Source organism: Streptomyces sp. NPDC048644, from assembly GCF_043199105.1.
Lineage (GTDB): Bacteria > Actinomycetota > Actinomycetes > Streptomycetales > Streptomycetaceae > Streptomyces.
In genome coordinates this window covers 502,413-526,078 of the sequence record NZ_JBICVO010000004.1, presented here as the reverse complement: position 1 = coordinate 526,078, position 23,666 = coordinate 502,413, and the positions used below count along the sequence as shown (strand labels likewise).

Annotated in this window: 21 protein-coding genes; 5 read left to right on the top strand and 16 right to left on the bottom strand. The window is 71.3% G+C overall.

Going from position 1 to position 23,666, the window contains the following annotated elements:
• Nucleotides 1-53 precede the first annotated feature (53 nt).
• From ACGFNI_RS11975 to ACGFNI_RS11945, 7 genes are all read right to left on the bottom strand, one after another.
• Nucleotides 54-2,456, bottom strand: a complete 2,403-nt coding sequence (locus ACGFNI_RS11975) for a SpoIIE family protein phosphatase (protein ID WP_393682886.1) — start codon at nt 2,454-2,456, stop codon at nt 54-56.
• An 86-nt stretch (nt 2,457-2,542) separates the two neighbouring features.
• Nucleotides 2,543-3,226, bottom strand: a complete 684-nt coding sequence (locus ACGFNI_RS11970; RefSeq protein WP_393682884.1) for a class I SAM-dependent DNA methyltransferase — start codon at nt 3,224-3,226, stop codon at nt 2,543-2,545.
• Between the two features lie 211 nt (nt 3,227-3,437).
• Entirely contained in the window at nt 3,438-4,184 is a 747-nt protein-coding gene (locus ACGFNI_RS11965; protein ID WP_393682883.1) for a DUF402 domain-containing protein, read from the bottom strand.
• A 56-nt stretch (nt 4,185-4,240) separates the two neighbouring features.
• On the bottom strand, nt 4,241-5,674 hold the full coding sequence (locus ACGFNI_RS11960; protein WP_393682881.1) for a class II fumarate hydratase: 1,434 nt from the start codon (nt 5,672-5,674) through the stop codon (nt 4,241-4,243).
• 188 nt (nt 5,675-5,862) lie between these two features.
• Nucleotides 5,863-6,798, bottom strand: coding sequence for a hydroxymethylbilane synthase (hemC, locus tag ACGFNI_RS11955; RefSeq protein WP_393682879.1), 936 nt, complete (start codon nt 6,796-6,798; stop codon nt 5,863-5,865).
• A gap of 59 nt (nt 6,799-6,857) precedes the next feature.
• Nucleotides 6,858-7,880 (bottom strand): acetamidase/formamidase family protein, encoded by a 1,023-nt coding sequence (locus ACGFNI_RS11950; RefSeq protein WP_393682877.1) that lies wholly within the window; start codon nt 7,878-7,880, stop codon nt 6,858-6,860.
• Nucleotides 7,877-9,457 carry an APC family permease gene (locus ACGFNI_RS11945; RefSeq protein WP_393682875.1) on the bottom strand — a complete coding sequence of 527 codons (1,581 nt, stop codon included), beginning with the start codon at nt 9,455-9,457 and terminating at the stop codon, nt 7,877-7,879. Before ACGFNI_RS11945 ends, ACGFNI_RS11950 begins: the two co-directional genes overlap by 4 nt.
• A 223-nt stretch (nt 9,458-9,680) precedes the next feature.
• On the opposite strand from ACGFNI_RS11945, the gene ACGFNI_RS11940 reads away from it, so the two are divergent.
• On the top strand, nt 9,681-9,758 hold the full coding sequence (locus tag ACGFNI_RS11940) for a 50S ribosomal protein bL37 (protein WP_370443954.1): 78 nt from the start codon (nt 9,681-9,683) through the stop codon (nt 9,756-9,758).
• Between the two features lie 76 nt (nt 9,759-9,834).
• Here the strand turns inward: ACGFNI_RS11940 and ACGFNI_RS11935 are convergent, their stop codons facing one another.
• From ACGFNI_RS11935 to ACGFNI_RS11920, 4 genes are all read right to left on the bottom strand, one after another.
• Nucleotides 9,835-10,584 (bottom strand): hypothetical protein, encoded by a 750-nt coding sequence (locus tag ACGFNI_RS11935; RefSeq protein WP_393682874.1) that lies wholly within the window; start codon nt 10,582-10,584, stop codon nt 9,835-9,837.
• 720 nt (nt 10,585-11,304) lie between these two features.
• Nucleotides 11,305-12,555, bottom strand: coding sequence for a putative T7SS-secreted protein (locus tag ACGFNI_RS11930; RefSeq protein ID WP_393682873.1), 1,251 nt, complete (start codon nt 12,553-12,555; stop codon nt 11,305-11,307).
• Nucleotides 12,556-12,654: 99 nt separating this feature from the next.
• On the bottom strand, nt 12,655-13,002 hold the full coding sequence (locus ACGFNI_RS11925; RefSeq protein WP_393682871.1) for a WXG100 family type VII secretion target: 348 nt from the start codon (nt 13,000-13,002) through the stop codon (nt 12,655-12,657).
• A 259-nt stretch (nt 13,003-13,261) separates the two neighbouring features.
• Entirely contained in the window at nt 13,262-14,935 is a 1,674-nt protein-coding gene (locus ACGFNI_RS11920; protein WP_393682870.1) for a fumarate hydratase, read from the bottom strand.
• A gap of 204 nt (nt 14,936-15,139) precedes the next feature.
• Between ACGFNI_RS11920 and ACGFNI_RS11915 the strand changes: the two genes are divergently transcribed.
• Nucleotides 15,140-15,925: a DUF1707 domain-containing protein gene (locus ACGFNI_RS11915; RefSeq protein WP_393682869.1), complete on the top strand. Its 786-nt coding sequence runs from the start codon at nt 15,140-15,142 to the stop codon at nt 15,923-15,925.
• Nucleotides 15,926-16,110: 185 nt separating this feature from the next.
• Entirely contained in the window at nt 16,111-16,470 is a 360-nt protein-coding gene (locus ACGFNI_RS11910; protein WP_393682868.1) for a WhiB family transcriptional regulator, read from the top strand.
• 191 nt (nt 16,471-16,661) lie between these two features.
• Here the strand turns inward: ACGFNI_RS11910 and glpX are convergent, their stop codons facing one another.
• Entirely contained in the window at nt 16,662-17,693 is a 1,032-nt protein-coding gene (gene glpX / locus ACGFNI_RS11905; RefSeq protein WP_393682866.1) for a class II fructose-bisphosphatase, read from the bottom strand.
• Between the two features lie 202 nt (nt 17,694-17,895).
• Between glpX and ACGFNI_RS11900 the strand changes: the two genes are divergently transcribed.
• Nucleotides 17,896-18,432, top strand: a complete 537-nt coding sequence (locus ACGFNI_RS11900; protein WP_393683051.1) for a DUF4245 domain-containing protein — start codon at nt 17,896-17,898, stop codon at nt 18,430-18,432.
• Between the two features lie 109 nt (nt 18,433-18,541).
• Here the strand turns inward: ACGFNI_RS11900 and ACGFNI_RS11895 are convergent, their stop codons facing one another.
• The 4 genes from ACGFNI_RS11895 to ACGFNI_RS11880 all read right to left on the bottom strand — a co-directional run bounded on the left by ACGFNI_RS11895 (nt 18,542) and on the right by ACGFNI_RS11880 (nt 22,440).
• Entirely contained in the window at nt 18,542-19,135 is a 594-nt protein-coding gene (locus ACGFNI_RS11895) for a malonic semialdehyde reductase (protein WP_393682864.1), read from the bottom strand.
• Between the two features lie 203 nt (nt 19,136-19,338).
• The gene (locus ACGFNI_RS11890) at nt 19,339-19,638 is read right to left on the bottom strand and encodes an exodeoxyribonuclease VII small subunit (protein ID WP_393682863.1); all 300 of its coding nucleotides are present in this window, start codon (nt 19,636-19,638) and stop codon (nt 19,339-19,341) included.
• A gap of 49 nt (nt 19,639-19,687) precedes the next feature.
• Complete coding sequence (gene xseA / locus ACGFNI_RS11885) at nt 19,688-20,923, bottom strand: exodeoxyribonuclease VII large subunit (protein WP_393682861.1); 1,236 nt, start codon at nt 20,921-20,923, stop codon at nt 19,688-19,690.
• A gap of 50 nt (nt 20,924-20,973) precedes the next feature.
• Nucleotides 20,974-22,440, bottom strand: coding sequence for an APC family permease (locus ACGFNI_RS11880; protein ID WP_393682859.1), 1,467 nt, complete (start codon nt 22,438-22,440; stop codon nt 20,974-20,976).
• An 83-nt stretch (nt 22,441-22,523) separates the two neighbouring features.
• Between ACGFNI_RS11880 and ACGFNI_RS11875 the strand changes: the two genes are divergently transcribed.
• Entirely contained in the window at nt 22,524-23,600 is a 1,077-nt protein-coding gene (locus ACGFNI_RS11875) for a 4-hydroxy-3-methylbut-2-enyl diphosphate reductase (protein ID WP_393682858.1), read from the top strand.
• Nucleotides 23,601-23,666 lie beyond the last annotated feature (66 nt).

Here is a 23,666-nt window from a genome sequence, read left to right as displayed (position 1 = left end):
GCCCCCGCCCGATCCCGGACGAGGGCCTGAACGGCAAGGGGAGCACCCCGGCGTCAGCGGCGCGCGGCCCCCGGCGGCATCGACAGCTCGAACCAGACGACCTTGCCCATGCTCAGCCGCGTCGCACCCCAGCGCCGCGCCATCCGGTTGACCAGATACAGGCCACGCCCGCCCTCGTCCGACGGCCGTGCCTGCCGCAGCCGTGGCAGCTGCGGCACATCGTCACCGACCTCGCACCGCAGCACGTCCGTCCGCAGCAACCGCAGCGTCACCGGCCGCTCCGCATACCGGACCGCGTTCGTCACGACCTCGCTGACCAGCAGCTCCAGCTGATCGGTCAGCTCCTCGAGGCCCCAGCGCGCCAGCGCCCTGCGGGCCAGCCGGCGCGCCTGCCCCGCCGTCTGCGCCTTCGGGTCCAGATACCAGTACGCGACGTCGCTCGGCGCTATGCCGTCGAACCTGGCGGCCAGCAGCGCGATGTCGTCGTCGCGGTCGCCGGGGCCCAGCATGTCCAGCACCTCGTCGCACAGCGGCTCAAGCGGCGGCGGATTGGGGCCGGTCAGCCTGGCCGTCTCCGCCAGCCGCTCCCGCAGCTGCTCGATGCCGGTCCAGACGTCCCGGATCCGCGACTCGACCAGACCGTCGGTGTAGAGCACGAGGGTGGCGCCCGCCGGTGCGTCCAGCTCCACCGCCTCGAAATCCACCCCACCGACGCCGATCGGCGCGCCCGGCGGCACCCGCAGGACCTCCGCGCGCCCGCCGCGGTGCAGCATCACGGGCGGCGGATGCCCCGCGTTCGCGATGATGATCCGGTGCGCCACCGGGTCGTAGACCGCGTACAGGCACGTCGCCATCCGGTCCGAGCCCAGCCGCTGCGCCTGCTCGTCGAGGTGGTGCAGCACCTCCTGCGGCGGCAGGTCGAGGCCCGCCAGGGTCTGCGCCGTCGTCCGCAGCTGGCCCATGATCGCGGCCGAGGTCATCGAGTGGCCCATGACGTCGCCGACGACCAGCGCCACCCGGCTGCCGGGCAGCGGAATCGCGTCGTACCAGTCGCCGCCCACCCGCGCCGTCTCGGCGGCGGGCAGATAGCGGCTGGCCAGCCGCACACCGGTCGGCTGCGGCAGCGAGTCGGGCAGCATCGTGCGCTGGAGCGCGTCCGCGATGTACGCCTCGCGGCCGTAGAGCACCGCCTTGTCCACACCCAGCGCGGTGTGCGTCGCCAGCTGCGCCGCCACCAGCAGATCGTCCGGCTCGAACGCCGGGCGGTCCGGGCGCCGCAGGAACACCGCCGCACCGATCACCCGCCGGCGCCCGCGCAGCGGCGCCAGGATCACCCGGTTCCCCGCGGGCAGCCGGGTGGCGGGGCCCAGCAGCTCGGGCAGCGCGGTCCGCGCCGCCTGCACCTCGCCGAACAGCGGGCGCACCCCGCGCAACACCTCCGCCAGCGGACCGCCGGGACGCACCTCGGCAAGCTCCGCCGCGCTGCCGCCCATCGCAGGGCCCAGATCGGGCTGCGCGGGCAGCACCGGCAGCCGGGTGCCGTTGGTGTCGGGCTCCTCCGGGATCCGGTCGGTACGGCGCAGCCGCAGCACCACAGGACCCGTCGGCCGCTCGTCGCCCACCGGCAGCGGATCCCGCAGGTAGACGAGGATCGCGTCGGCGAACGTCGGCACCGTCGCCCGGCACAGGCCGAGCACGATCTCGTCGAGGTCTATGCCGCGGGCGATCCGCCGGGTGGCCGCCCCGATGAACCGCAGCCGGTCACCTCCCGCCTGCCGGGCCGCCGCGATCTCCCCGCTCTCGCCGGGATGCGCCGAACGGGCGGGCGGCGGCACCGGAACGGCCATGGCCCCCTCACCCGCCCGCGTCGGCTCGGCGCGCGAGCCCGGCGGCACCGCCGGATCCCCGGGGCCCGCGGGCGGCGGCACGGACGCGCCGTCGCCCGGCGGCCTGGACCTGCCGCCCTCGCGCGGTCTGCCGATCCCTTCGGCGGCGCGGTGGCCTTCGCCGGGCTCGGGCGGCTGCGCGCTGCCGACCGCACCGTGCGCCGCCCGGTGGTCGTCGTAAGGACCGCCCCCGCGGCCTTCGCCCGACGCGTCGTCGGCGCGCCCCGCGCGGGCGGCGGCGTCCCCGCCCGCACCGGGCACACCCGGCGGACCGCTCAGGGGAACCGCCGGGCCCGTCGCTCCGTCGAACGGGGCGCCAGGAGGATCGTGCGGCACGGCGCCGCCCGGTCCCGCGCCGTCGCCGAAGCCCGTGTCGTCACCGCCGCGGATGGCGAAACCGGCACCGGGGAGCGGGGCGAAACCGGGCGCGCCGGGCTGCTGGAGGGCGCTGCGCGGGTCGGGGACCGCGCCCAGCGGCGCCGTCCCGGCCGGCCCCCGCGCAGGGGACGCCGAGGACGCGGCAGGCGTGGCCGACTGCCGCAGTTGGGGGGAGGTGGGGTGCTCCGTCACGCGTGGGATTCCATCCGTCCGGGGCTGCGCGCCCGACGCGCCGCGTTTCAAGCACATCCTGGGGGACGCGCCTGACCCGCTACGTCTCAAGCGCGTCGCAGGTGCAGAAAGAGCTGGATCTCGGGTGGTACGTCCGTACTGGCCGGGGCATAGGCGTAGGAGTCCTCCCCGATGACGTCGAAACCCGCGTCGTGCACGACTCGACGCAGATCCTCCCGCAGAAAACCCGATACCCGGATCGAGTTGCCCAGGAACGGAATCGTGAAGTCGTCCACGTCCGCCTCGACCATGGACAGGGCGAGCAGCCCGCCAGGTCGTAGCAGATCATGCAACATCCGCAGCGCATAGGGAATCTCTGCGCGCGGCAGCATCAGCAGGGTGAAGAAAGCGGCGATGCCGTCGAACGAGCCGGCGCCGCCGAGCCGGCCGCCTCGCAGGTCCGCGATGTCCAGCCGGTGGAACTCGGCCTTCGGGACGTTGTCCCCGGCCAGCTCGACCATCGCGGGGGAGAGGTCGACACCCACGACGCGGTGGCCGGCGTCCGACAGCTGCCGGGCGGTCGGCAGGCCGGTGCCGCAGCCGATGTCCAGCACCCGCGAGTCGGGCGGCAGTTCGTCCGCCAGCCAGGCGCCCGACGACAGCTGGCCGTCCTTGTGGGGGAACGCCTCGTCGTAGCGGTCGCCGATCGCGTCGAACGCCTCGGCCTGGCCGGCCCGGTCCAGTGCTAACCGGTTCAGACCTTCATATTTGTCGTAGCTCTCAGCGCTCACGACCTCGCCCCTCCCGCGACCGCGGTCAAGTTCGGTTTCCAGTTCCGGAGTTGCGCCTGTGCAGTCTCGCGGAGGACGATCCTACGGTTTGTGACCCAGGGCGCATCAAGGGGGCTCGTTCCCGCTGCTCGCCATGCGAGGAGAGGCGTTGCCCATAGGCGCGTCTTTCCACGGTTCGCCTCCTTCACTCGCCCCGATGTGCGTCGTTTGCTCACGACCGCAAATGCCCCGGCGTACGGTCCCAGTTGTCCGGCAGGTCCGGCACCGTCCAGCCCGGATCCGGCCGCCAGTCCTCCCAGCCGTCGCCGAACGGGCGTCCCCATGCCGCGATGTGGTCCACCGCGGCCCGCCCGGCGGCCCGCGCCCCGGCCGCCTGCTCCGGGGACATCAGCCCGTCCCGCTGCGCCTGTGCGAACTCGTCCTCGTCCCGCCACTCCCAGTGCCGGTCCGGATAGACGCAGAGGTCCAGGAAATGGTCCTCCGAATCCACGCCGCCCGCCCAACGGGTCCGTGGCTCCTCCAAGTTGACGTACCAGTTCTTGAAATGCCAGCCGCGTTCCCAGAACAGCCACACCGACCACGGGTCGTCCGGCCGCGCCAGCTTGAGCACTCCGCTGCCGAACCACCGGTCACGGGCGGTACGCCGGGGTTTGGTGTAACGCGTGGACAGCGGTTCGCGGTGGACCGGGGTGCCGTCGGCCATCACCGGCTTGATGCAGGGAGTGCCGGGCGCCATCCACACCGCCAGCATCTCGTCGGTGTCCTGGACCACGGTCATCGGGCGGCAGATGTGGATGCGCCGGCTGTCGGCGTTGTCGCGGTAACGCCACAGGATGTGCTCGCCCGGCGACCACCGCACCGGACCGGCCCGGTCCGGCCGCCCGTTCTCCGCCGTGCCGATCGCGGTGCCCGTACCGGCCGTCTCGCCTTCCGTAGTCCTCACCATGTCCGCTGTCATGCGCAGATCTTAGGGGCGCCGGGTTACGGCCGCCGTGACGCGGGCCGCACCTGCCGTCAGGGACGCGTCATCCGCAGCACATCCAATGCCTGGTCAAGCTGCTCTTCGGTCAGCAGTCCGCGCTCGACAAAACCACCCTCGATGACCACCTGGCGGATGGTCTTCCGCTCCGCCAGCGCCCGCTTAGCCACCTTCGCCGCCTCCTCGTAGCCGAGGTACTTGTTGAGCGGGGTGACCACCGAAGGCGACGACTCGGCGTATTCCCGGGCCCGTTCGGCGTTGGCGGTGATGCCGTCGATCGTGCGGTCGGCCAGCAGCCGCGCCACGTTGGCCAGCAGCCGGACCGACTCCAGGACGTTCCTGGCGATCACCGGCAGCATGACGTTCAGCTCGAAGTTGCCGGCCGCGCCGGCCGCGGCGACCGTCGCGTCATTGCCGGTGACCTGCGCGGCGACCATCAACACGGCTTCCGGGATCACCGGGTTGACCTTGCCCGGCATGATCGAGGAGCCCGGCTGGAGATCCGGCAGCGCGATCTCCGCGAGGCCGGTGCGCGGCCCCGACGCCATCCACCGCAGGTCGTTGGCGATCTTCGTCAGCCCGATGCCGATCGTCCGCAGCTGCCCGCTGGTCTCCACGATGCCGTCACGGGCGCCCTGGGCCTCGAAGTGATTGCGCGCCTCCGTGAGCGGCAGCCGCGTCGCCCGCGCCACCTCGGCGATCACCGCGGCTGAGAACCCGGGCGGGGTGTTGATGCCCGTCCCCACCGCCGTGCCGCCCAACGGCAGTTCGGCCAGCCGCGGCAGCGAGGCGCGCAGCCGCTCGACGCCATACCTCACCTGCGCGGCGTACCCGCCGAACTCCTGCCCGAGGGTCACGGGCGTGGCGTCCATCAGGTGGGTACGCCCCGACTTCACCACCTCGGCGAACTCGGCGGACTTGCGCTCCAGAGAGGCCGCGAGGTGTTCCAGCGCCGGGATCAGATCCCGGGTGACCGCCGCCGTCGCCGCGATGTGGATCGACGAGGGGAACACATCGTTCGACGACTGGCTGGCGTTGACGTGATCGTTCGGGTGGACGTCCCGCCCCAGCCGCTCGCTCGCCAGCGTCGCGATGACCTCGTTGGTGTTCATGTTCGACGAGGTGCCGGATCCGGTCTGGAAGACGTCGATGGGGAAGTGCGCGTCCCACCGGCCGTCGGCGACCTCTCCTGCCGCCTCCTGGATACCCTCGGCCACTTCCTTGTCGAGCACTCCCAGCTCGGCGTTGACCTTGGCCGCCGCCGCTTTGATCCGCGCCAGCGCCTCGATGTGCGCCCGCTCGATCCGCTGCCCGGAGATCGGGAAGTTCTCCACCGCCCGCTGGGTCTGCGCCCGCCACTTCGCGTGCGCGGGCACCCGCACCTCACCCATGGAGTCGTGTTCGGTGCGGTACTCCGCGCCGTCGCTCACCTGTTCGCCGTTCCTCGTGCCGTCCTGACGCTCGCCCATGTCGGCCACCTCCTGCTTGCTCAGCGTCTCGCAGCCGAAGCGTGTTCCCGATACGAACTGCCAACGGGTAAATACCGCCGGTAATAACCCGATCCGGGGAACGGGCCGGGGCGCATAGGGGGCGCACGGGCCGTCGCCGCGGCCGGCCCGTGCCCCGGCCGGCCGGAAGCTCCGGTGCCCGCGGCCGGTCAGTGCCCGATGCCGTCGATCAGTTCGCGGGCACCCTGGCGGAGCAGGGCGACCGCCACCGACGTGCCCAGGGTCGCCGGATCGAGGCGGCCCGCCCATTCGTGGGCGTTGAGCACGGTCTTGCCGTCGGGGGTGAAGACACAGGCACGCAGGGAGAGTTCGCCGCTGCGCTCGGAGCGGGCGTACCCGGCGATGGGGGAGTTGCAGTGCCCCTGGAGGACGTGCAGGAACATCCGCTCGGCGGTGGCCTCGCGGTGGGCGGCGGGGTCACCGAGGGTGCTGATGGTGCCGATGAGGTCGGTGTCGCCCTCGCGGCACTGGAGGGCCAGGATCCCGGCGCCGATCGGCGGGCACATCACCTCGGTGGACAGCACCTCCGTGATGACGTCCTCGCGGCCGATGCGCTCCAGACCGGAGACGGCGAGGAGCAGCGCGTCGGCGTCGCCCGCGGCCAGCTTCTCCATCCGGCGGTTGGCGTTGCCGCGCATCGGCACGCACTCCAGATGCGGGTGCGAGGCGGCGAGTTGGGCCCTGCGGCGCACCGATGAGGTGCCGATACGGGTGCCGGCGGGGAGCTGGTCGAGGGTGCGGCCACCGGGGTGGATGAGCGCGTCGCGGACGTCGTCGCGGCGGAGGAACGCGGCGAACGTCGTCCCCGCGGGCAGCGGCCGGTCGGCCGGGACGTCCTTGACGCAGTGCACCGCGAGGTCCGCGTCACCGGCCAGCAGCGCGGCATCCACCTCCTTGGTGAACGCCCCCTTGCCCTCCACCAGGGAGAGGTCGCCCATCCACTTGTCACCGGTGGTTTTGACCGGGACCACTTCGGTGCTCAGGTGCGGGTGGAGCGCGGCCAGTTCGGCGCGTACGCGCTCCACCTGGGCGAGCGCCATCGGCGAGTCACGGGAGACGATGCGGATCAACTCAGGGGCGGACATGGCTCATACGATAGGCCGTGCGTCCCCCGTGTTCCTGCGGCGCGGCAGCCGTCGGCGGGTCAGCCGAGCGCCGCCGCCCGCCTCCGGAGTTCGCCGTGCAGGCCGCCGTGCACGTCGGCGGGCGGCAGCCACTCCTTGCGGATCTTGGCGATACAGGTGTAGTTGCTGTCGCAGACGTTGGCGAGCGGCGATTCGACCGCCTGTGTGACGACTTGGTAGGCGTCCAGTTCGCTCAGGCCGAAGTCGCGGGCCAGCCACTGCACCAGGTCCAGCTGGGAGATGCGGAACGCGTCCTCCAGGGGGCGCGCGGAGCCCGTCGAGATGAGGTGGGTGTCCGACTCAAGACGCGGCCACGGTGTGGCGACGCCCTTCAGCAGCTCCACGATCACGACGCTGTGCATGGCGGTCTCCACGGCGACACCGCAGGTCTCGCCCTCACCCTGGCGGGCATGCCCGTCACCCAGGCTGAACAGCGCCCCTTCGACGTTCACGCCCAGGTAGCAGGTGACACCCGCGCGCATCTCCGGTGTGTCCATGTTGCCGCCGTGCGCATCCGGGACGAGCGCCGAGCGCACCTCCAGGTTGGCAGGCGCCACCCCGACCGTGCCGTGCATCGGATCCATCGGCAGCGTCAGCGCCACGTCGCTGTCCCTGGCGCTGAAGTGGCACAGCCGCCGGGCGCGGTCCAGCTGCCAGATCCACACCGCCTCCGGGAGCGGAGGGTGCAGCGCCGCGGTGGCGTGGGTGGCGGTCAGCGCCCCGAAGAGCGGCACGGTCGTCGACGCCGCCCAGTCCCTGCGGGGCTCGATGGAGACGAAGTGCACCGCCAGGGTGTCGCCGGGCTCCGCGCCCTCGACGTGGAAGGGGCCCGTCTGCGGATTGACGAACGGGAACTCGCAGACCTGCGAGACCAGGTCCCGCTCCGACCGCACCCGGCCGCCGAAACAGTCCTCGGTGAAGACGTCGATGACCGTGCCGGGGGCGATGCGCGCCACCGGGGCGGCGCCGCCGAACGTCCAGGCGTAGTCGTGGTCACCGGGCCTGACGGTGAGGATGCGGGGATCGGATGCCGGGTCGGTCATGGTGACTCCTGGTCGAGTGAGGTGGCGGGACGGGGCGGCGGAGCGGTGGTGGGGGCCGTGCCGGGGCCGGTGCCGGACGGCGCGTCGAGGTGGATGAGGCCGGTCGCCGCGAGCCGGTCAGGGTGCCGGCGCCGGAGGAAGGCGACGACGGCGAGCCCGGCCAGCATCCACACCGCGGCGGCCGGGCCCGCGTACGAGACGGGCGCGGTGAGTTCCGTGACGAAGGAGAAGGCCGGGATGCCGGCGGCGGTGAGCAGCGCGGGGGTGAAGGCCGCGATGCCGAGGGCCGGGAAGAGGAGGTGCCGGACGGGGCGGAACTCGGCACGGCGGCGGCGCAGGAAGTAGCCGGCGCAGGCGAGGTTGGTGAGCAGGTAGACGGAGATGATCGCGGTCACCACGAGGGTGGCGAGCAGCAGGAACGCGGTGTTCGGGCCGAACGCGAGGCCGAGTCCGATGGCCGCGCCCAGCGCCACGGCGAACTGGACGAGCAGTCCCACCACCGGCGACCTGTGCACGGGGTGCACGCGCGTGAAGGCGCGCGGGAAGACACCGGCCCGGCCCAGCGCGAAGGCGGTGCGGGTGGAGGCGTTGGTGGCCGCGTTGGCGTTGGCGACGGTGGAGTTGACCACCGCAAGGAAGATCAGGACCCAGAAGATGCCGAACGAGGCACGCGCCACGCCGTCCCAGGAGGCGGCACCGGACGCGCCGAACCCGGCGAACGCGTCCGGCCCGTAGTGGACGGTGATGGCGTACGTCGTCAGGACGAACAGCAGCCCGATCGAGAGCGCCGCACCGAGCACCGCGCGGCGCAGCGTACGGCGCGGATCGCGGGCCTCCTCGGCGAGCGGCGCCGCCGCCTCGAACCCGGCGAAGGCCAGCACCGTGTAGACCGAACCCGCGATGACGCCGCCGATGCCCTCGTGGGCCGCCGGGGTGTGCGAAGTGCCGAACACCGAGAGGGTGTTGTGACCGCCCGCGCTCACGATCAGCAGGACGGCGAGGACCACGAAGACCAGCACCTCGAAGACGCCGAGCACGGTGCCGAGGCGGGCGGAGGCCCGTATTCCGTAGAAGCCCGTCACGGCGATCAGCACCGCGCCGCCGACCGCCCACGGCCACCACAGGCCCGCCGGATACCCGGGCCACTCCTGATGCAGGGTGTCGGCGACCGTGAAGCCCAGCTGGAGCAGGAGCAGCGCCGGCACCAGCGCCTCGACGAGCAGATACGCCCAGGCCACCAGGAAGCCGACGACGGGGTGCAGGCCCTGGGCGCTGTAGGTGGCCACCGACCCCGCGGACGGCAGGTGCCGGGCCAGCTCGGCTACGGACGAGGCCGTGAACAGGCACGCCACCAGGGCGATCAGCACGGACAGCGGCAGCGCGCCGCCCGCGAAGGCGGCACCGGCCGGAATGGACACGGCGACGGCCGCTGCGGGCGCCATCGACGTCACGCTCTGGAACAGCACGTCCCGCAGCCCGATGGCATCGCGCCGCAACCCCGGGGCCGGCTCCGGCCCGCCACCCCGTGGCTGTCCGCCCTCCCGCCGCTCAGGTCCCTCGCGTCGCTCCTGTGGCACGGTTTCTCCCTGCACCCCGCGGGCCTCCCCGACCACCCGAGCGTAGGCAGGCGGCCGGGCGGGCGGAAGACGGCATGCGTCCGGTGCATACGGACCGGGCACGCGGGGCAGGCGGCCCGAGCGAGGCAGATGCCTTCAGCGCACCGACCCGGGGTCGTCGATCCTGCCACCGGTATGTAAGGGTGGAAACTCGTCCAAAAGCACCTCGGTGAAGGGAGATGGCATGTCGTCGAAGCGACGCCGTAAGAAGAAGGCACGCCGCAAGAACGGTGCCAACCACGGCAGCCGGCCGCAGTCCTGAGCCGGTTCCCGCGGGATCACGAACGGTGCCCCACCTGCGTCGCGCGGGAGGGGCACCGTTCTGTGTACGGGACGGATCAGCCGAAGGACGTGAGCGCCGGGCCGCCCGTGGCCGAAAGCGGCGCCGGGACCTCGACGGGCGCGTACGCACCACCGTCCCGCGTCGTGGCGCCGTCCCGGTCACCTGGCTCCTGGCCGGCGTCCCCGTCCGGCAGGAAGCGCAGGCTCTGCAGAAACGGAACCAGCAGCTCGCAGTAGTCCGCCCAGTGGTCGGTGCTCGGCGTGCTGAACGTCACCGTGACCAGCGTCTGCGCACCGGGAACGGCGCTCTGCGGCACGGGGATGAACGCCTGCAACTGGGCGACGTCGATGGGGACGTCCTCACCGGAAGCGGTGAACTCGGCGGGCATGCGCAGGGCCGTCGGCTGCTGGATGACCAGGGTCGCCAGGCCACAGGGCAGCGGGAGGGAGCTGACCTCGGCGTTCGGCCCGTGCTTGGCGGCGAAGATCTTGGTCATGCCGGCTACGGCGATCTCGGTGTCGCGGTAGGCGAGCGGCGTCATCCCGATGGTCAAGGTCCCCATGGACCATTCATCGTCGAACTGGCCGAAGCAGGTGGCGGAGTAGCGGACTCCGGCCGCAGCCAGCATCGCGGAGTTCTTCTCGTACTCGGCGACCATCTGATCGATGCGCTCCGCGGGAAGGTCGCTGCCCCCTTGAGCATCCGCATGCGCCATGACCTCGGCATGCGCCCGCTGGGTGTCCAGGCCGGGGGTGGTCTCCCGAAAGACCGACGGGATGTCGAAGGCGACGTGCACCGCACTCATTGAATTCACCATGCTCGCTGGGGGGTTACTGCCCTGTCCGTCCGTCCGGCGGCGGACCGTGGGGACCGTCTACGGGGGGCGGGGGCGCTTGCTGAGGGCCGGATGCGGGACTCCCGCCCGGCAGTGGTGGAGTCCCCCGCTGGCGGCCGGGCGACGTGAACCAGGCGACTGCCGCCGCGGCGCCGAGGAACACGACCGCCGCCACGGCTCCCAGAACGTACGCGCCGCCGGAACGGTAATTGCTGATGGCCGCAGCACCGAGACCGATGCCCAGCGCCACGAGGGCACCGATCTGTCGTGACCTCCCACGGGGGTCGGGGGCCTGCGAAAGGGGCCGGTTCGCCGGCGGTGCGTATCCGGATCCTGCGGGCGGCGGATACCAGGGCGTCGGGCCGTAACCGGCGGGCGGTTGGCTCGCGGTGACTTTGTGCATGATGAGGTACCTGGGCTGTCCGCGACGGGTCTCCCAGCGGGAGGCAGCGTAGCCGTACCGGCTGCCGAGCAGAGCTGTTTCGTGGGGGGACATTCCGGTTCCGGTGACCCGGACCTTGACTTCCGGGCGCCCGTCGAAGGAGCGCAGTATTTCTTCACAGCGTTTGCGGCGCTGCGCTGCCGTTCCGATGATGTCGCCGTAGCTGCTGATCACGATGGCCAGCACGGCGAGGAAGGCGGCAGCGATGAGCAGGAGAATGAGCGCGATTTTCATGTACTCGTCCCCGCTCAGCCGGCCGCTTGCTCTGCCGCGGCTGCGTCCTTCTCGCTGCCCTTCTTCCATGCATGATCGAACGCCATTCCCAGGCCCACTACAGGCCCCAGCGGGCCACCGATCAACATGGATCCGCCCACCACGGCGGCCTCCTTCTTGTTGTCAGGGAGGAAGTAGCCGAGGCCCGTCTGGTCCTTCACCCAGTCCCAGCCGGTCATGCCGGTCCCGGCCTTACCCGCTGTGTCGCCGATATCGCTGATCATCTTGCCGGCCACGGCTCCCTCGCCGAGTTTCTCCACCCGCGCCGCAGCTTTGCCCATCCCGAATGAGACGAGGCCAAGCCCGTCCTCGGCGAGGGTTCTGTCGCTGACCACTCCCTCACCTCCGGCCGCCCTGGCGGTGAGATGCAACGCGAGTGCGGCGCCCGAAGTCGCGGCGGACACCGGGCCCATGACGATTTCTGAGGGCGGGAATACCATCCCGATCAGCCCCGTCACGGTGCTGATGGTCGCGAAGACGTCCCCGATCGCCGCAATCGCATTCGCATGCTCCTTGACCCACTGCCCGATATCCCGGGAGAGATCGGCGATTCCCTTCGCCAGATCCTTCAGGCCGTTGAGCAGACTGTCGAACATGCCCGGCTTGTCGGGGGCCTGTTCCCCGGCGTCCGAAAGCGCGGACGCTGCCGCCGCGGCCAATTCCTCGTGCTGCGAACGCAGCGTCTCCGCACGCTTGATGATCCCGGCGAGCTGCGACCGCGCCGCGTTCATCTCGGCGACGGCGTTCGAGTAGCGCGTCTTCGCCACTTCCAGCTGGTCATCGGTCATTCCGATGCCACCGTCGCGGAAAATATCCAGATCGGGGTCGCTCTCGGCCTTCTCGGCCCGCTTACGGGCAGCCTTGGCCTCGCTCTCGTACGAGCTCGCCTTCGCCTGCAACGTGCCCAGGTCGGAGTGCCAGGAGTTCAGCGCCCCGTGCGCCTTCTCGAAGCTCTTCCCGGCGGTGTCCAGCAGCTTCGGCAGGGTTCCGGTCTTGGCGCGGAAGCCTTCCGCCGCCTCGCCCGTCCAGCAGGAACCGTCGTTGATGCCGCGCATCGTGTCCGACGCGCTGGTGAGGTTCTTGTGCGCGCGGCTCAGATCCCCGACGAGGTCGTTGACCGCCTGCGGAACCCCGGGTGCGGGGTTGAACTGCAGCCCCGAGAAATGCCCGTTGTCCTCGTACGGATCTCCGCCGCCGTAGCCCCACAGCTGCTCGCCGAGCGACATTCCTGGCCCACCCCTGATTGCCTTTGAACCGAAAAATTTTCGCTGTCCCGGCGGGTCAGAATTCCAGGAACTCCGGCCTCCGTGCCGAGAAAGGTCGCGTTACCCGAAGGGGCTCGCCTGGGCGTCTTTTCCCGAGGATCCGCCACCCTGATGCCCCTTGGCGAACGCCTGCGAAATGGCGCTGTCCGTGTCGTTGTACGCGCGCGCCGTGACCTGGAGCCCCTGCCGAATGGCGTCGGTGATCTCGGCGATCTGGGATATGCCGTATTCCCAGGAACTCTTGAACTGGGCCCCCGCCTTGTCGATCTGACCGTTCCCGAGGTCGCCGACCGAAGCGCTGCGCAGATCACTGCCGGCATGCTTCATGGATTCCGTGCACCGGTCGAGCCGGGTGCTCAGGCTCCCCAACTCCTCGACATCGACCGTGAATTCCCCCGAACCGGGCACGCGTACTCCTAGCGGCATGGTGATCGATCGAGACGCCCGAGGCTAACATGACGTTCTTTTGGTCCGCGAATCTGCCGTGACCGCACGGCATTTGCCCCAGCGGTAAGCGCAACGAGCCCGTATCGGCGGAGATTTGTCGGAATTGACGCCCGGGGAGAAGAGCGAAAAAAGGGACACGGCCCCCACCCGTCCGATAGGGGTGAGGGCCGTGTGCCGTGGAGGTATTTCTCGGGGGGCGGGAAGGGAATCCCGACAGGATCTACGCCCCCTGACGCACCTGAATGCTGGTGAACGTCGGGGCCGGGGCGGGGTCCTGGAAGAAGTCGTTGCCCTTGTCGTCGACGACGATGAAGGCCGGGAAGTCCTCGACCTCGATGCGCCAGACCGCTTCCATGCCCAGCTCCTCGTACTCCAGGACCTCGACCTTCTTGATGCAGTCCTGGGCGAGGCGGGCCGCCGGGCCGCCGATGGAGCCGAGGTAGAAGCCGCCGTGGGCGGCGCAGGCGTCGGTGACCTGCTGGGAGCGGTTGCCCTTGGCGAGCATGACCTTGGAGCCGCCGGCCGCCTGGAACTGCTCGACGTACGCGTCCATCCGGCCCGCGGTCGTCGGCCCGAAGGAGCCGGAGGCGAAGCCCTCGGGGGTCTTGGCGGGACCGGCGTAGTACACCGGGTGGTTCTTGAGGTACTCCGGCATCTCCTCGCCCGCGTCGAGGCGTTCCTTGATCTTCGCGTGGGCGATGTCGCGGGCCACGACGAGGGTGCCGGTGAGGGAGAGGCGGGTCTTGACCGGGTGCCGGGTCAGCTCGGCGAGCACCTCGTCCATCGGCCGGTTGAGGTCGACGGCCACGGCGTCGAGGTCGGGGCCCGCGCCCTCGGTCAGCTCGTCGTCGGTGGTCTCCGGGAGGAAGCGCGCCGGGTCGGTCTCCAGCTGCTCCAGGAAGACGCCGTCCGCGGTGATCTTCGCGACGGCCTGGCGGTCGGCCGAGCAGGAGACGGCGATGGCGACCGGGCAGGACGCGCCGTGGCGGGGGAGGCGGACGACGCGGACGTCGTGGCAGAAGTACTTGCCGCCGAACTGCGCGCCGATGCCGATCTTCTGGGTCAGCTCGAAGACCTTCTCCTCCAGCTCCTTGTCCCGGAAGCCGTGGCCGGTGGGGGAGCCCTCGGCGGGCAGCTCGTCCAGGTAGTGCGCGGAGGCGTACTTGGCGGTCTTCATGGCGTACTCGGCGCTGGTGCCGCCGACGACGATCGCCAGGTGGTACGGCGGGCAGGCGGCCGTGCCGAGCGAGCGGATCTTCTGCTCCAGGAACTTCATCATCGAGCCCTCGTTGAGGACCGCCTTCGTCTCCTGGAAGAGGAAGGACTTGTTGGCGCTGCCGCCGCCCTTGGCCATGAACAGGAACTTGTAGGCGCCGCCGTCGGTCGCGTACAGCTCGATCTGCGCCGGAAGGTTGGAGCCGGTGTTCTTCTCGTCCCACATCGTCAGCGGGGCCATCTGCGAGTAACGCAGGTTGAGCTGCGTGTACGCGTCGAAGATGCCGCGGGAGAGCGCTTCCTCGTCGCCGCCCTCGGTGAGGACCTGCTGGCCGCGCTTGCCCATCACGATGGCGGTGCCGGTGTCCTGGCACATCGGGAGCACGCCCGCCGCCGCGATGTTGGCGTTCTTGAGCAGGTCGAGCGCCACGAAGCGATCGTTGGCGCTGGCCTCCGGGTCGTCCAGGATCTTGCGGAGCTGTGCGAGGTGCGTCGGGCGCAGGTAATGCGCGATGTCGTGCATCGCCTCGGCGGCCAGCTTGCGCAGGGCCTCCGGCTCGACCTTGAGGAACGTACGGCCGTCGGCCTCGAAGGTGCTCACACCCTCCGAAGTGACCAGACGGTACGGGGTGTTGTCCTCACCTACGGGGAGCAGGTCGGTATAGGCGAATTCCGGCATGACGGGCATTCCTCACTCGACAGGGATGATGGCTGGCATCTGTGGCAGCACCAGAACAGCGTAGAACCCGGGCGGGGTGGTGCTGTGGTGAGGTAAGGCTCAGTTGATCCGCGCCCCGGGTGGGCCGCTGCCTCCTGGCGGTCCGCCGAGATCGGAACCGTCAATCCCTGGTCGCGATGTATCGCGTTTGGGTAGGCTGGGGCCGTGGATGCTGCAGACAACCCGGGGTCGGACCCCGCGACCCCGCCCGGCCCCCCGGACCGGCAGCCGGTGCACCAGGACCCGCGGTCGGTGGACATGGTCAAGCCCGTCGCCGGCGCGGAGATCCGCGCGTCCGACGCCGACCGCGACCGGATCGCCGAGATCCTGCGCGAGGCGCTGGCCGAGGGGCGACTCGATCCCGAGGAGCACTCCGAGCGGATCGACGCCGTCTACCGCGCCAAGACGATGGGCGAACTGGAGCCCGTGGTACGGGATTTGCCCGCTGTCGGGCAGCCGTCCCCGCCGCCGTCCGGCTCCGGTGCGTACGCCGGCACGCCGCCGCCGGACCAGAATCTGGTCGCGGTCTTCAGCGAGTCGAAGCGCAAGGGGCGCTGGCAGGTCCCGGCCCGCATCAACGTCACCGCGATCTTCGGCAGCGTGGAGATCGACCTGACCGAGGCCCTGTTCCCGCAGCAGCAGATCCTGATCAACGTCACCGCGATCTTCGGCAGCGTCGAGATCCTCGTCCCGGAGAACCTCACGTTGCGCAGCAACGGCTCCGGCGTGCTGGGCGCCTTCGAGGTCGAGACGAACGACGCGCTCGCGGCGGACGCCCCGGTGGTGCAGGTCAACGGCTATGCCGTCCTGGGCAGCGTGGAGGCCAAGCCCAAGCGCGGCGCCCTCATCCGCGACCTGCGCGACCGGCTGCGCGCCGAGCGGCAGGACCGGCGCGAGCGGCAGGCGGAGTTGCGGAACGGCCGGCGGGAACGCAGAGACCGTTTCCGGTAGGCCCGAACGACAGGCCCGTGACGGCCGAAAGCGGCTTTCAACCCACGGCCACGGTGTGCATAAGCGTGGGTACAGCGGGTAGGGCTGGGGCATCGTCTCTCGTACGGCCGCGGGGTGCGTAACGCCGTGCGTAGAGGGACGGGCAAGGGTGATTTGCTCGCCGAAGCCGTCGTCAGGAGTAGACCGTGCTGCTACCGCATCAGCCCCTGCAGACCGCCGCTGTCGTGCCGTCCCAGCGGGTGCCGTCTCGCGAGGAGGCCGGCCCCTGGCATTCGGAGGCGGTGTGCCGTCGGGACGAAGCCGGGCTCTTCTTCGCGCCCTCCAAGGAGCCGACCGCCGCGCGGCTGGCCAGGGAAGAGGCCGCGAAGCGGGTCTGCGCCCGGTGTCCCGTGATGATCGAATGCCGCGAGCACGCCCTGCTCCAGCCCGAGCCGTACGGCGTCTGGGGCGGGCTGACGGCGGCCGAGCGGCGCGTGGTGCTGGCCCGCCGGCGCAGGCGGGACGCCGAACTGCAGCGCACGGCTCCGGTACCGGCGGCCGGCTGAGCCGGGAGCGTTCCCGGAGCGGCCCGTACGCGCGGATCGTTCCGGAGCGGCTCGTACACGCGGATGACGGCCGGGCGGCGGCGCTCGGCGCACGGATGACGACACGGCGCTCGCCCCGCCGGAGAGGGCAGCCTCTTCGGCGGGGCGAGACGTATGCCGGGCCGGCGTTCGCGTGCCGGAGCGGGCGAGGGTCAGCTGGGGCGCTCGAAGTCCACTGAGCTGTACGCGCGGAGCTTGGACAGCCGGTGCTGCGAGTCGATCTGGCGGATGGTGCCCGACTTGGAGCGCATCACCAGGGACTGGGTGTAGGCGGTCTCCGCGCGGTAGCGGACGCCGCGCAGCAGGTCGCCGTCGGTGATGCCGGTGGCGACGAAGAAGACGTTGTCGCCCCGTACGAGGTCCTCGATCTGCAGGACCTTGTCCAGGTCGTGGCCCGCGTCGAGGGCGCGCTGCCGCTCCGTGTCGTCCTTGGGCCACAGCTTGGCCTGAAGGGCGCCGCCCAGGCACTTGAGCGCACAGGCCGCGATGATGCCTTCCGGGGTGCCGCCGATGCCGAGCAGCAGGTCGACGCCGGTGCCCTCGCGGGCCGCCATGATCGCGCCGGCCACATCGCCGTCCTGGATGAACTTGATCCGGGCGCCGGCCTCGCGGACCTCCTTGACCAGGCCGTCGTGGCGCGGCCGGTCCAGGATGACGACGGTGACGTCCTCGACGGCCGAGCGCTTGGCCTTGGCGATGCGCTTGATGTTCACCGCCACCGGGGCGTTGATGTCGACGAAGTCGGCGGCCTCGGGGCCGGTCGCGAGCTTGTCCATGTAGAAGACCGCGGACGGGTCGAACATGGAGCCGCGCTCGGCGACGGCCATCACGGAGACCGCGTTGGCCATGCCCTTGGCGGTCAGCGTCGTGCCGTCCACCGGGTCCACGGCCACGTCGCACTCGGGTCCGGTGCCGTCACCGACCCGCTCGCCGTTGTAGAGCATCGGGGCGTTGTCCTTCTCGCCCTCCCCGATGACCACCACGCCGTTCATCGACACGGTGTGAATCAGGGCGCGCATGGCCTTGACCGCCGCACCGTCCGCGCCGTTCTTGTCACCTCGTCCCACCCAGCGGCCCGACGCCATGGCGCCGGCCTCGGTGACCCGGACCAACTCCAGGGCGAGGTTGCGATCGGGGGCCTCGGGGCTGACTTCGAGGGGGGACGGGAGCTGATGCTCGGTCATCGAGCGCACCTTTCTGTACGGCGACGGCCGCAATCCTGAGGGTGACCACGACTTTATCGGTACCCCGCGAGATTGAGCAGGGGGGCCTTCGCATGAGCAACCTCCCTGCGGCGGGATCCGGCCGGTTCCCGGCCCGCGGGGCCTTTCCGGGGGTCATGTCCTGAACGTCCGGGGCATGGGGGACGATAGGGGCGTGGCAGGTATGCGAGGCAGGCAAACGGTACGGGACATGGTCCTGTCGCTGGCGGTGATCGGCGTGCTCGTCGCGGCGATCTACATCTTCATCCCGCACGACGACAGCGGCTCGGCGGAGAAGAGCGCGGTCAAGACCGTCGACTACCGCGTCGAGGTGACCACGGCCCGGCGCGCGGCGCCGTACCCGGTCGCCGCGCCCGAGGGTCTGTCCAAGGGCTGGCGCGCCACCTCCGTCTCGTACAAGGCGACCGAGGACGGCAAGGGCGGCGCCTGGCATCTGGGGCTGCTCGACCCGGAGCAGGACTACGCGGCGGTGGAGCAGAGCGACGCCCCGGCGGAGAAGTTCATCAAGGACGTGACGCTGGGCGCGACGAAGGTCAAGGGCAAGCAGGCCGTCGGCAGCAAGAAGTGGGACCGCTACAAGGGCGACAAGTACAACGCGCTGGTGCACGAGGAGCCGGGGGTGACCACGGTCGTCACCGGCACCGCGCCCTACGGCCGGCTCGCCGACCTGGCCGCCGCCCTGGTGGCGAAGAAGGGCTGACCGCCCCGCGAAGGGCGCCCCGACGCGAACGGACGAGGCCGCCGCATCCCTGACGGGTGCGGCGGCCTCGGGCGTCGTACGGGCCGGGTGCGGCTCGGACGGCGGTGGCTCAGACGGTGGTGGCGGCGTCGGCGAACTCCAGGCGCGGCGAGCGCGGGAAGAAGGCGTCGGCGCCGGGCTTGCCGACGTTGATGACCAGGAAGGACTTCTGCTTGCCGTCGCCGAAGAACTCCTTGTCGACGCCGGCGAAGTCGAAGCCGGTCATCGGGCCCGCGGCCAGGCCGGCCGCGCGGATGCCGAGGATGAAGTAGCCGGCCTGAAGCGTGGCGTTCTGGGTGCCGGCGGCCTCGCGGGCGGTGGCCTCCGAGAAGAAGGCGTCCTTGATGCCGGGGGCGTGCGGGAAGAGCTGCGGCAGCTTCTCGTGGAAGTCCAGGTCCACGGAGAGGATCACGGTCAGCGGCGCGGCCAGGGTCTTCGGGCCGTTGGCGCCCATGGCGTGGCCCACCAGGCGCTCGCGGGCGTCTTCGGAACGGACCAGGGTGATCCGCAGCGGCGACTGGTTGAACGCGGTCGGGGCGTACTTCACCAGGTCGTAGATGGCCTGGACCTGCTCGTCCGTCACCGGCTCGTCCGTGAACGTGTTGGCGGTCTGGGCCTCGCGGAACAGGAGGTCCTGAGCGGCGGCGTCAAGGGCGAGAGACATGTGGAGCACCTCGGTGAGTCAGATGGGGGTTCAGGGTCTGCCGATCCTGTGGTGGTGATGTCAACTGTAGCCGAATTAGATTAAAATTCAACTAAAGTGGGCTCAGGGTGAGAGGGTTCACATGCCGTTCACACGTGCCTGAGCTGCCTCGATGGCCGGATGCCCAGGAGCGGAGGCGCCCCGTACCCCCGCCGTCGGAACCGCTACCCGCGGTCCGCCTCGTCCTCCGCCGTGCCATCCGACTCGGCGAGTGACGCGTCCAGCCGGGCGCGGGCGCCGTCCAGCCAGCGGCGGCAGACCTTCGCCAGCCGCTCGCCGCGCTCCCAGAGGGCGAGCGACTCCTCCAGTGTCGTGCCCCCCGCCTCCAGGCTGCGGACGACCTCGATCAGCTCGTCCCGCGCCTGTTCATAGCCGAGCGTGGAGTCCACCGACTCCGGCTCCGCCTCCGCGCCGGCCGCCCCGACCTCCGGGCCCGCCACCTCGTCCGTCTTCGCCTTCGCCATGTCTCCCACCCTAAGCGTGTGTCCGCACAGTCCTGCCCGGCTCGCGACCCTAGGGGCCGGGTGTGACAACGCCCGCCGTGTCCGTGACCCGCACCCGGAACTCGCCCTCGGACACCCGGGCCCGCAACTCCTCGTCCGTGCCGACCTCGTCGGGCGAGCGCACCGCCGTCCCGTCAGGCCGCTGGAGGACGGCGTAACCGCGCTCCAGCGTCGCCTTGGGGGAGAGCGCGACCACCCGCGCCCGGGTGTGCGCCAGCTCCGAATCGGCCCGGTCCAGCAGGTGCCCCAGCGTCCGGCGGGCCCGCCCGGCCAGCGCCTCGACCTGCTCGGCGCGCTCCTCCACCATCCGCTGCGGATGCCGTATCGACGGCCGGCTCAGCGCCGCGGCCAGACCGCGCTCCTCCCGCTCCAGGAAACCGCCGACCGCCCGCAGCGCCCGCTCGCGCAGCTGCTGGACGCGGGCCAGCTCCTCGCCGACGTCGGGGACGACCTTCTTCGCCGCGTCGGTGGGGGTCGAGGCCCGCAGGTCGGCGACGAGGTCGAGGAGCGGTGTGTCAGGTTCGTGGCCGATCGCCGAGACGACGGGGGTGCGGGCGGCGCCGACGGCCCGTACGAGCTGCTCGTCGGAGAACGGCAGCAGGTCCTCCACGCTGCCCCCGCCACGCGCCACGATGATCACGTCGACCTCGGGCAGCGCGTCCAGCTCCTGGACCGCGGCGATCACCTGCGGGACCGCGTGCACCCCCTGTACGGGCACATTGCGCACCTCGAAGCGGACGGCGGGCCAGCGGTGCCTGGCGTTCTCCAGCACATCACGCTCGGCGGCGCTCGCCCGGCCGCAGACCAGGCCGATCAGCTGCGGCAGGAACGGCAGCGTCCGCTTGCGGTCGAGGGCGAAGAGCCCCTCCGAGGCCAGGGACTTCTTCAACTGCTCCAGGCGCGCGAGGAGTTCGCCGACGCCGACCGGCTTGATCTCGGCGGCCCGCAGCGAGAGCTGGCCGCGCGGGGCATACCACTCCGGTTTGGCGTGCACCACCACCCGGGCGCCCTCGCCCACCACCTCGGACACCCGGTCGAAGACCTGGCGGTAGCACGTCACGCTGATCGAGATGTCGTGCGACGGATCGCGCAGGGTCAGAAAGACCACCCCCGCGCCGGGCCGCCGGGAGAGCTGGGTGATCTGCCCCTCGACCCACACCGCGCCGAGCCGGTCGATCCAGCCGCCGATGAGCCGGGACACCTGGCCGACCGGGATCGGCGCTTCCGGGGACGTGGAGAGAGCCATGGGAAGGAGCGTAGCGGCGGGTACTGACAACGGGCTCCCGCCGACCGGCGTCAGACGCCCGTCCCCGCCCCCCGCCGCCTGCCCCGGTACTGCAACGCCAGCACCACGAAGCCCACCACCAGCCAGCATGCCGCGATGACCTGCGCCGTCTCCGACGCCTCCACGATCACCGCGACCACCACCGCCAGGCCGAGCACCGGCGCCACCACGTGCCGCAGCACGCTCGGCACCTCGGCCCGCTTGCGGACCCGGAACCAGCCGATCACCGAAGCGTGCAGCAGCCCGAACGCGGTCAGCGCACCGACGTTGACGATCGACGACAGATGGTCGAGCCCGTCGTCCCTGCGGGCCGCCCACACCGCCGCGATCAGCGTCACCGCCGCCGCCCCCAGCAGCGCCCGGCGCGGCACCCCGCTGCCCGCGTCCACCTTCGACATCGCCCCCGGCAGCCGCCGGTCCCGCGCCATCGCGAACAGCAGCCGGCCGGCCGCCGCCTGCCCCGCCAGCGCCGCGAAGGCCGCGCCGATCGCCTTGCTCACCGCCACCAGGTCGTGCAGCCAGCCGCCCACCGCCGCATCGACCGTGGCGTAGAACGCGTCCCCCTGCTCACCCGGCTTCGCCGCCAGCTCGGCCGCCGTCATCGGAGCCAGCAGCGCCGCCAGGTACGTCTGCACGGCGAACAGCACACCGGCCACCACCAGGCACGTGAGCACCGCCCGCGCCACCCGGTCCGAGCCGCGCAGCCCCCGGCCCTTCCCGCGCGCCTGCCCGTCGTGCGTGCCCCGTGCCTCCTCCGCGAACGCCGCGATGGCGTCGAAGCCCAGATACGACAGCACGGCCACCGACACCGCGGCCAGCACCGCCGTCATGGAGAACGCGCCCTCACCGGTCAGCGGCTCGGCCCAGCCCCGCTGCGCGCCGTGCAGCGCCAGCTCCACGACCGCCGACACCACGAACACGCCGAGCACCACGATCTCCATGGCCAGCACCGCGAACCCGACGACGGCCGCGGTCCGCACGCCCCACAGGTTCAGCAGCGTCGTCACCACCACGGCGATTGCCGTCCACACCCACTGGTGCACCCCCGGCACCAGCGCGTGCATCGCGATCCCGGAGAACAGATACGCCACCGCCGGAATCAGCAGATAGTCCAGCATCGCCATCCACCCGGCGATGAACCCTGCCCCCTCGCCGAGGCCCACCCTGGCGTACGTGTACACCGACCCGGCCTGCGGCGCGACCCGCACCATCTGGGCGTACGAGTACGCGGTGAAGGCCATCGCGACGGTCGCGACCAGGTAGACGAGGGTGATCGCGCCGTGCGACTTGGCCTGGAGCGTGCCGAAGATGCCGACCGGCGCCATCGGGGCGATGAACAGCAGTCCGTAGACGATCAGATCCCGGAAGGTCAGCGTGCGCCGCAACGCGGGCCGGCTGCCGGAGCCCCCGACGGACGCCGCGCCCTCCCCGGTGCCCTTCCCGTCGCCGTCGCTGGTTTCGCCGATCGTGCCCGGCATGCTGCCTCCTCCGTGCGTCGGCCCTCAGTCTGGGCCACCGCCGAGATCTTTGTGAGCCCCGGTACGCCCGTACGATGGGACGCATGACTGCTACGCCCGGCCCGTCACCCGCCACCGCCCCGAGCGGAGACGCCCCGCGTCACGGTGACCAACCGTCGCCCGCCAGCACCTCGAACGCCCCGGCCCCGCGTGCGGAGCGCCGTGTCCTGCTCGCCGCCCCCCGCGGCTATTGCGCGGGCGTCGACCGCGCCGTGATCGCCGTCGAGAAAGCCCTTGAGCAGTACGGCGCGCCCGTCTACGTGCGCCACGAAATCGTGCACAACAAGTACGTCGTGAAGACCCTGGAGAAGAAGGGCGCCATCTTCGTCGAGGAGACGGAAGAGGTGCCCGAGGGCAACATCGTCATCTTCTCCGCGCACGGCGTCGCCCCGGCCGTCCACGACGAGGCCGCGCGCGGCAAGCTCGCCACCATCGACGCGACCTGCCCGCTGGTCACCAAGGTCCACAAGGAAGCGGTCCGGTTCGCCAAGGAGGACTACGACATCCTCCTCATCGGCCACGAAGGCCACGAAGAGGTCGTCGGCACCAGCGGCGAGGCGCCCGAGCACATCACCATCGTCGACGGGCCCGATGACGTGGCCAATGTCGAGGTCCGCGACCCGGACAAGGTCGTCTGGCTCTCCCAGACCACCCTCTCCGTCGACGAGACGATGGAGACGGTCGACGCACTCAAGGGCCGCTACCCCAACCTCCTCTCGCCGCCCAGCGACGACATCTGCTACGCCACCCAGAACCGCCAGATCGCGGTCAAGCAGATGGGCGCCGACGCCGACCTCGTCATCGTCGTCGGCTCCAAGAACTCCTCGAACTCCGTCCGCCTCGTCGAGGTCGCCCTGGGCGCCGGAGCCAGGGACGCCCACCTGGTCGACTACGCCGACGAGATCGACGAGAGCTGGCTGGAGGGCGTCGGCACCGTCGGCGTCACCTCCGGCGCCTCCGTCCCCGACGTGCTGGTGCACGGCGTCCTGGACTGGCTGGCCGAGCGCGGCTACGAGGACGTCGAGACGGTCACCGCCGCCGAGGAGTCCATCGCCTTCTCGCTGCCCAAGGAACTCCGCCGCGATCTGCGCGCCGAGGCCAAGGCGGCCACCGAACGCTGACGGGCACACCGGCCGGCGCGGCGACGGCCGGTTCTCCGGTCCGATGGGTGCCGGACCGCCCGGGGA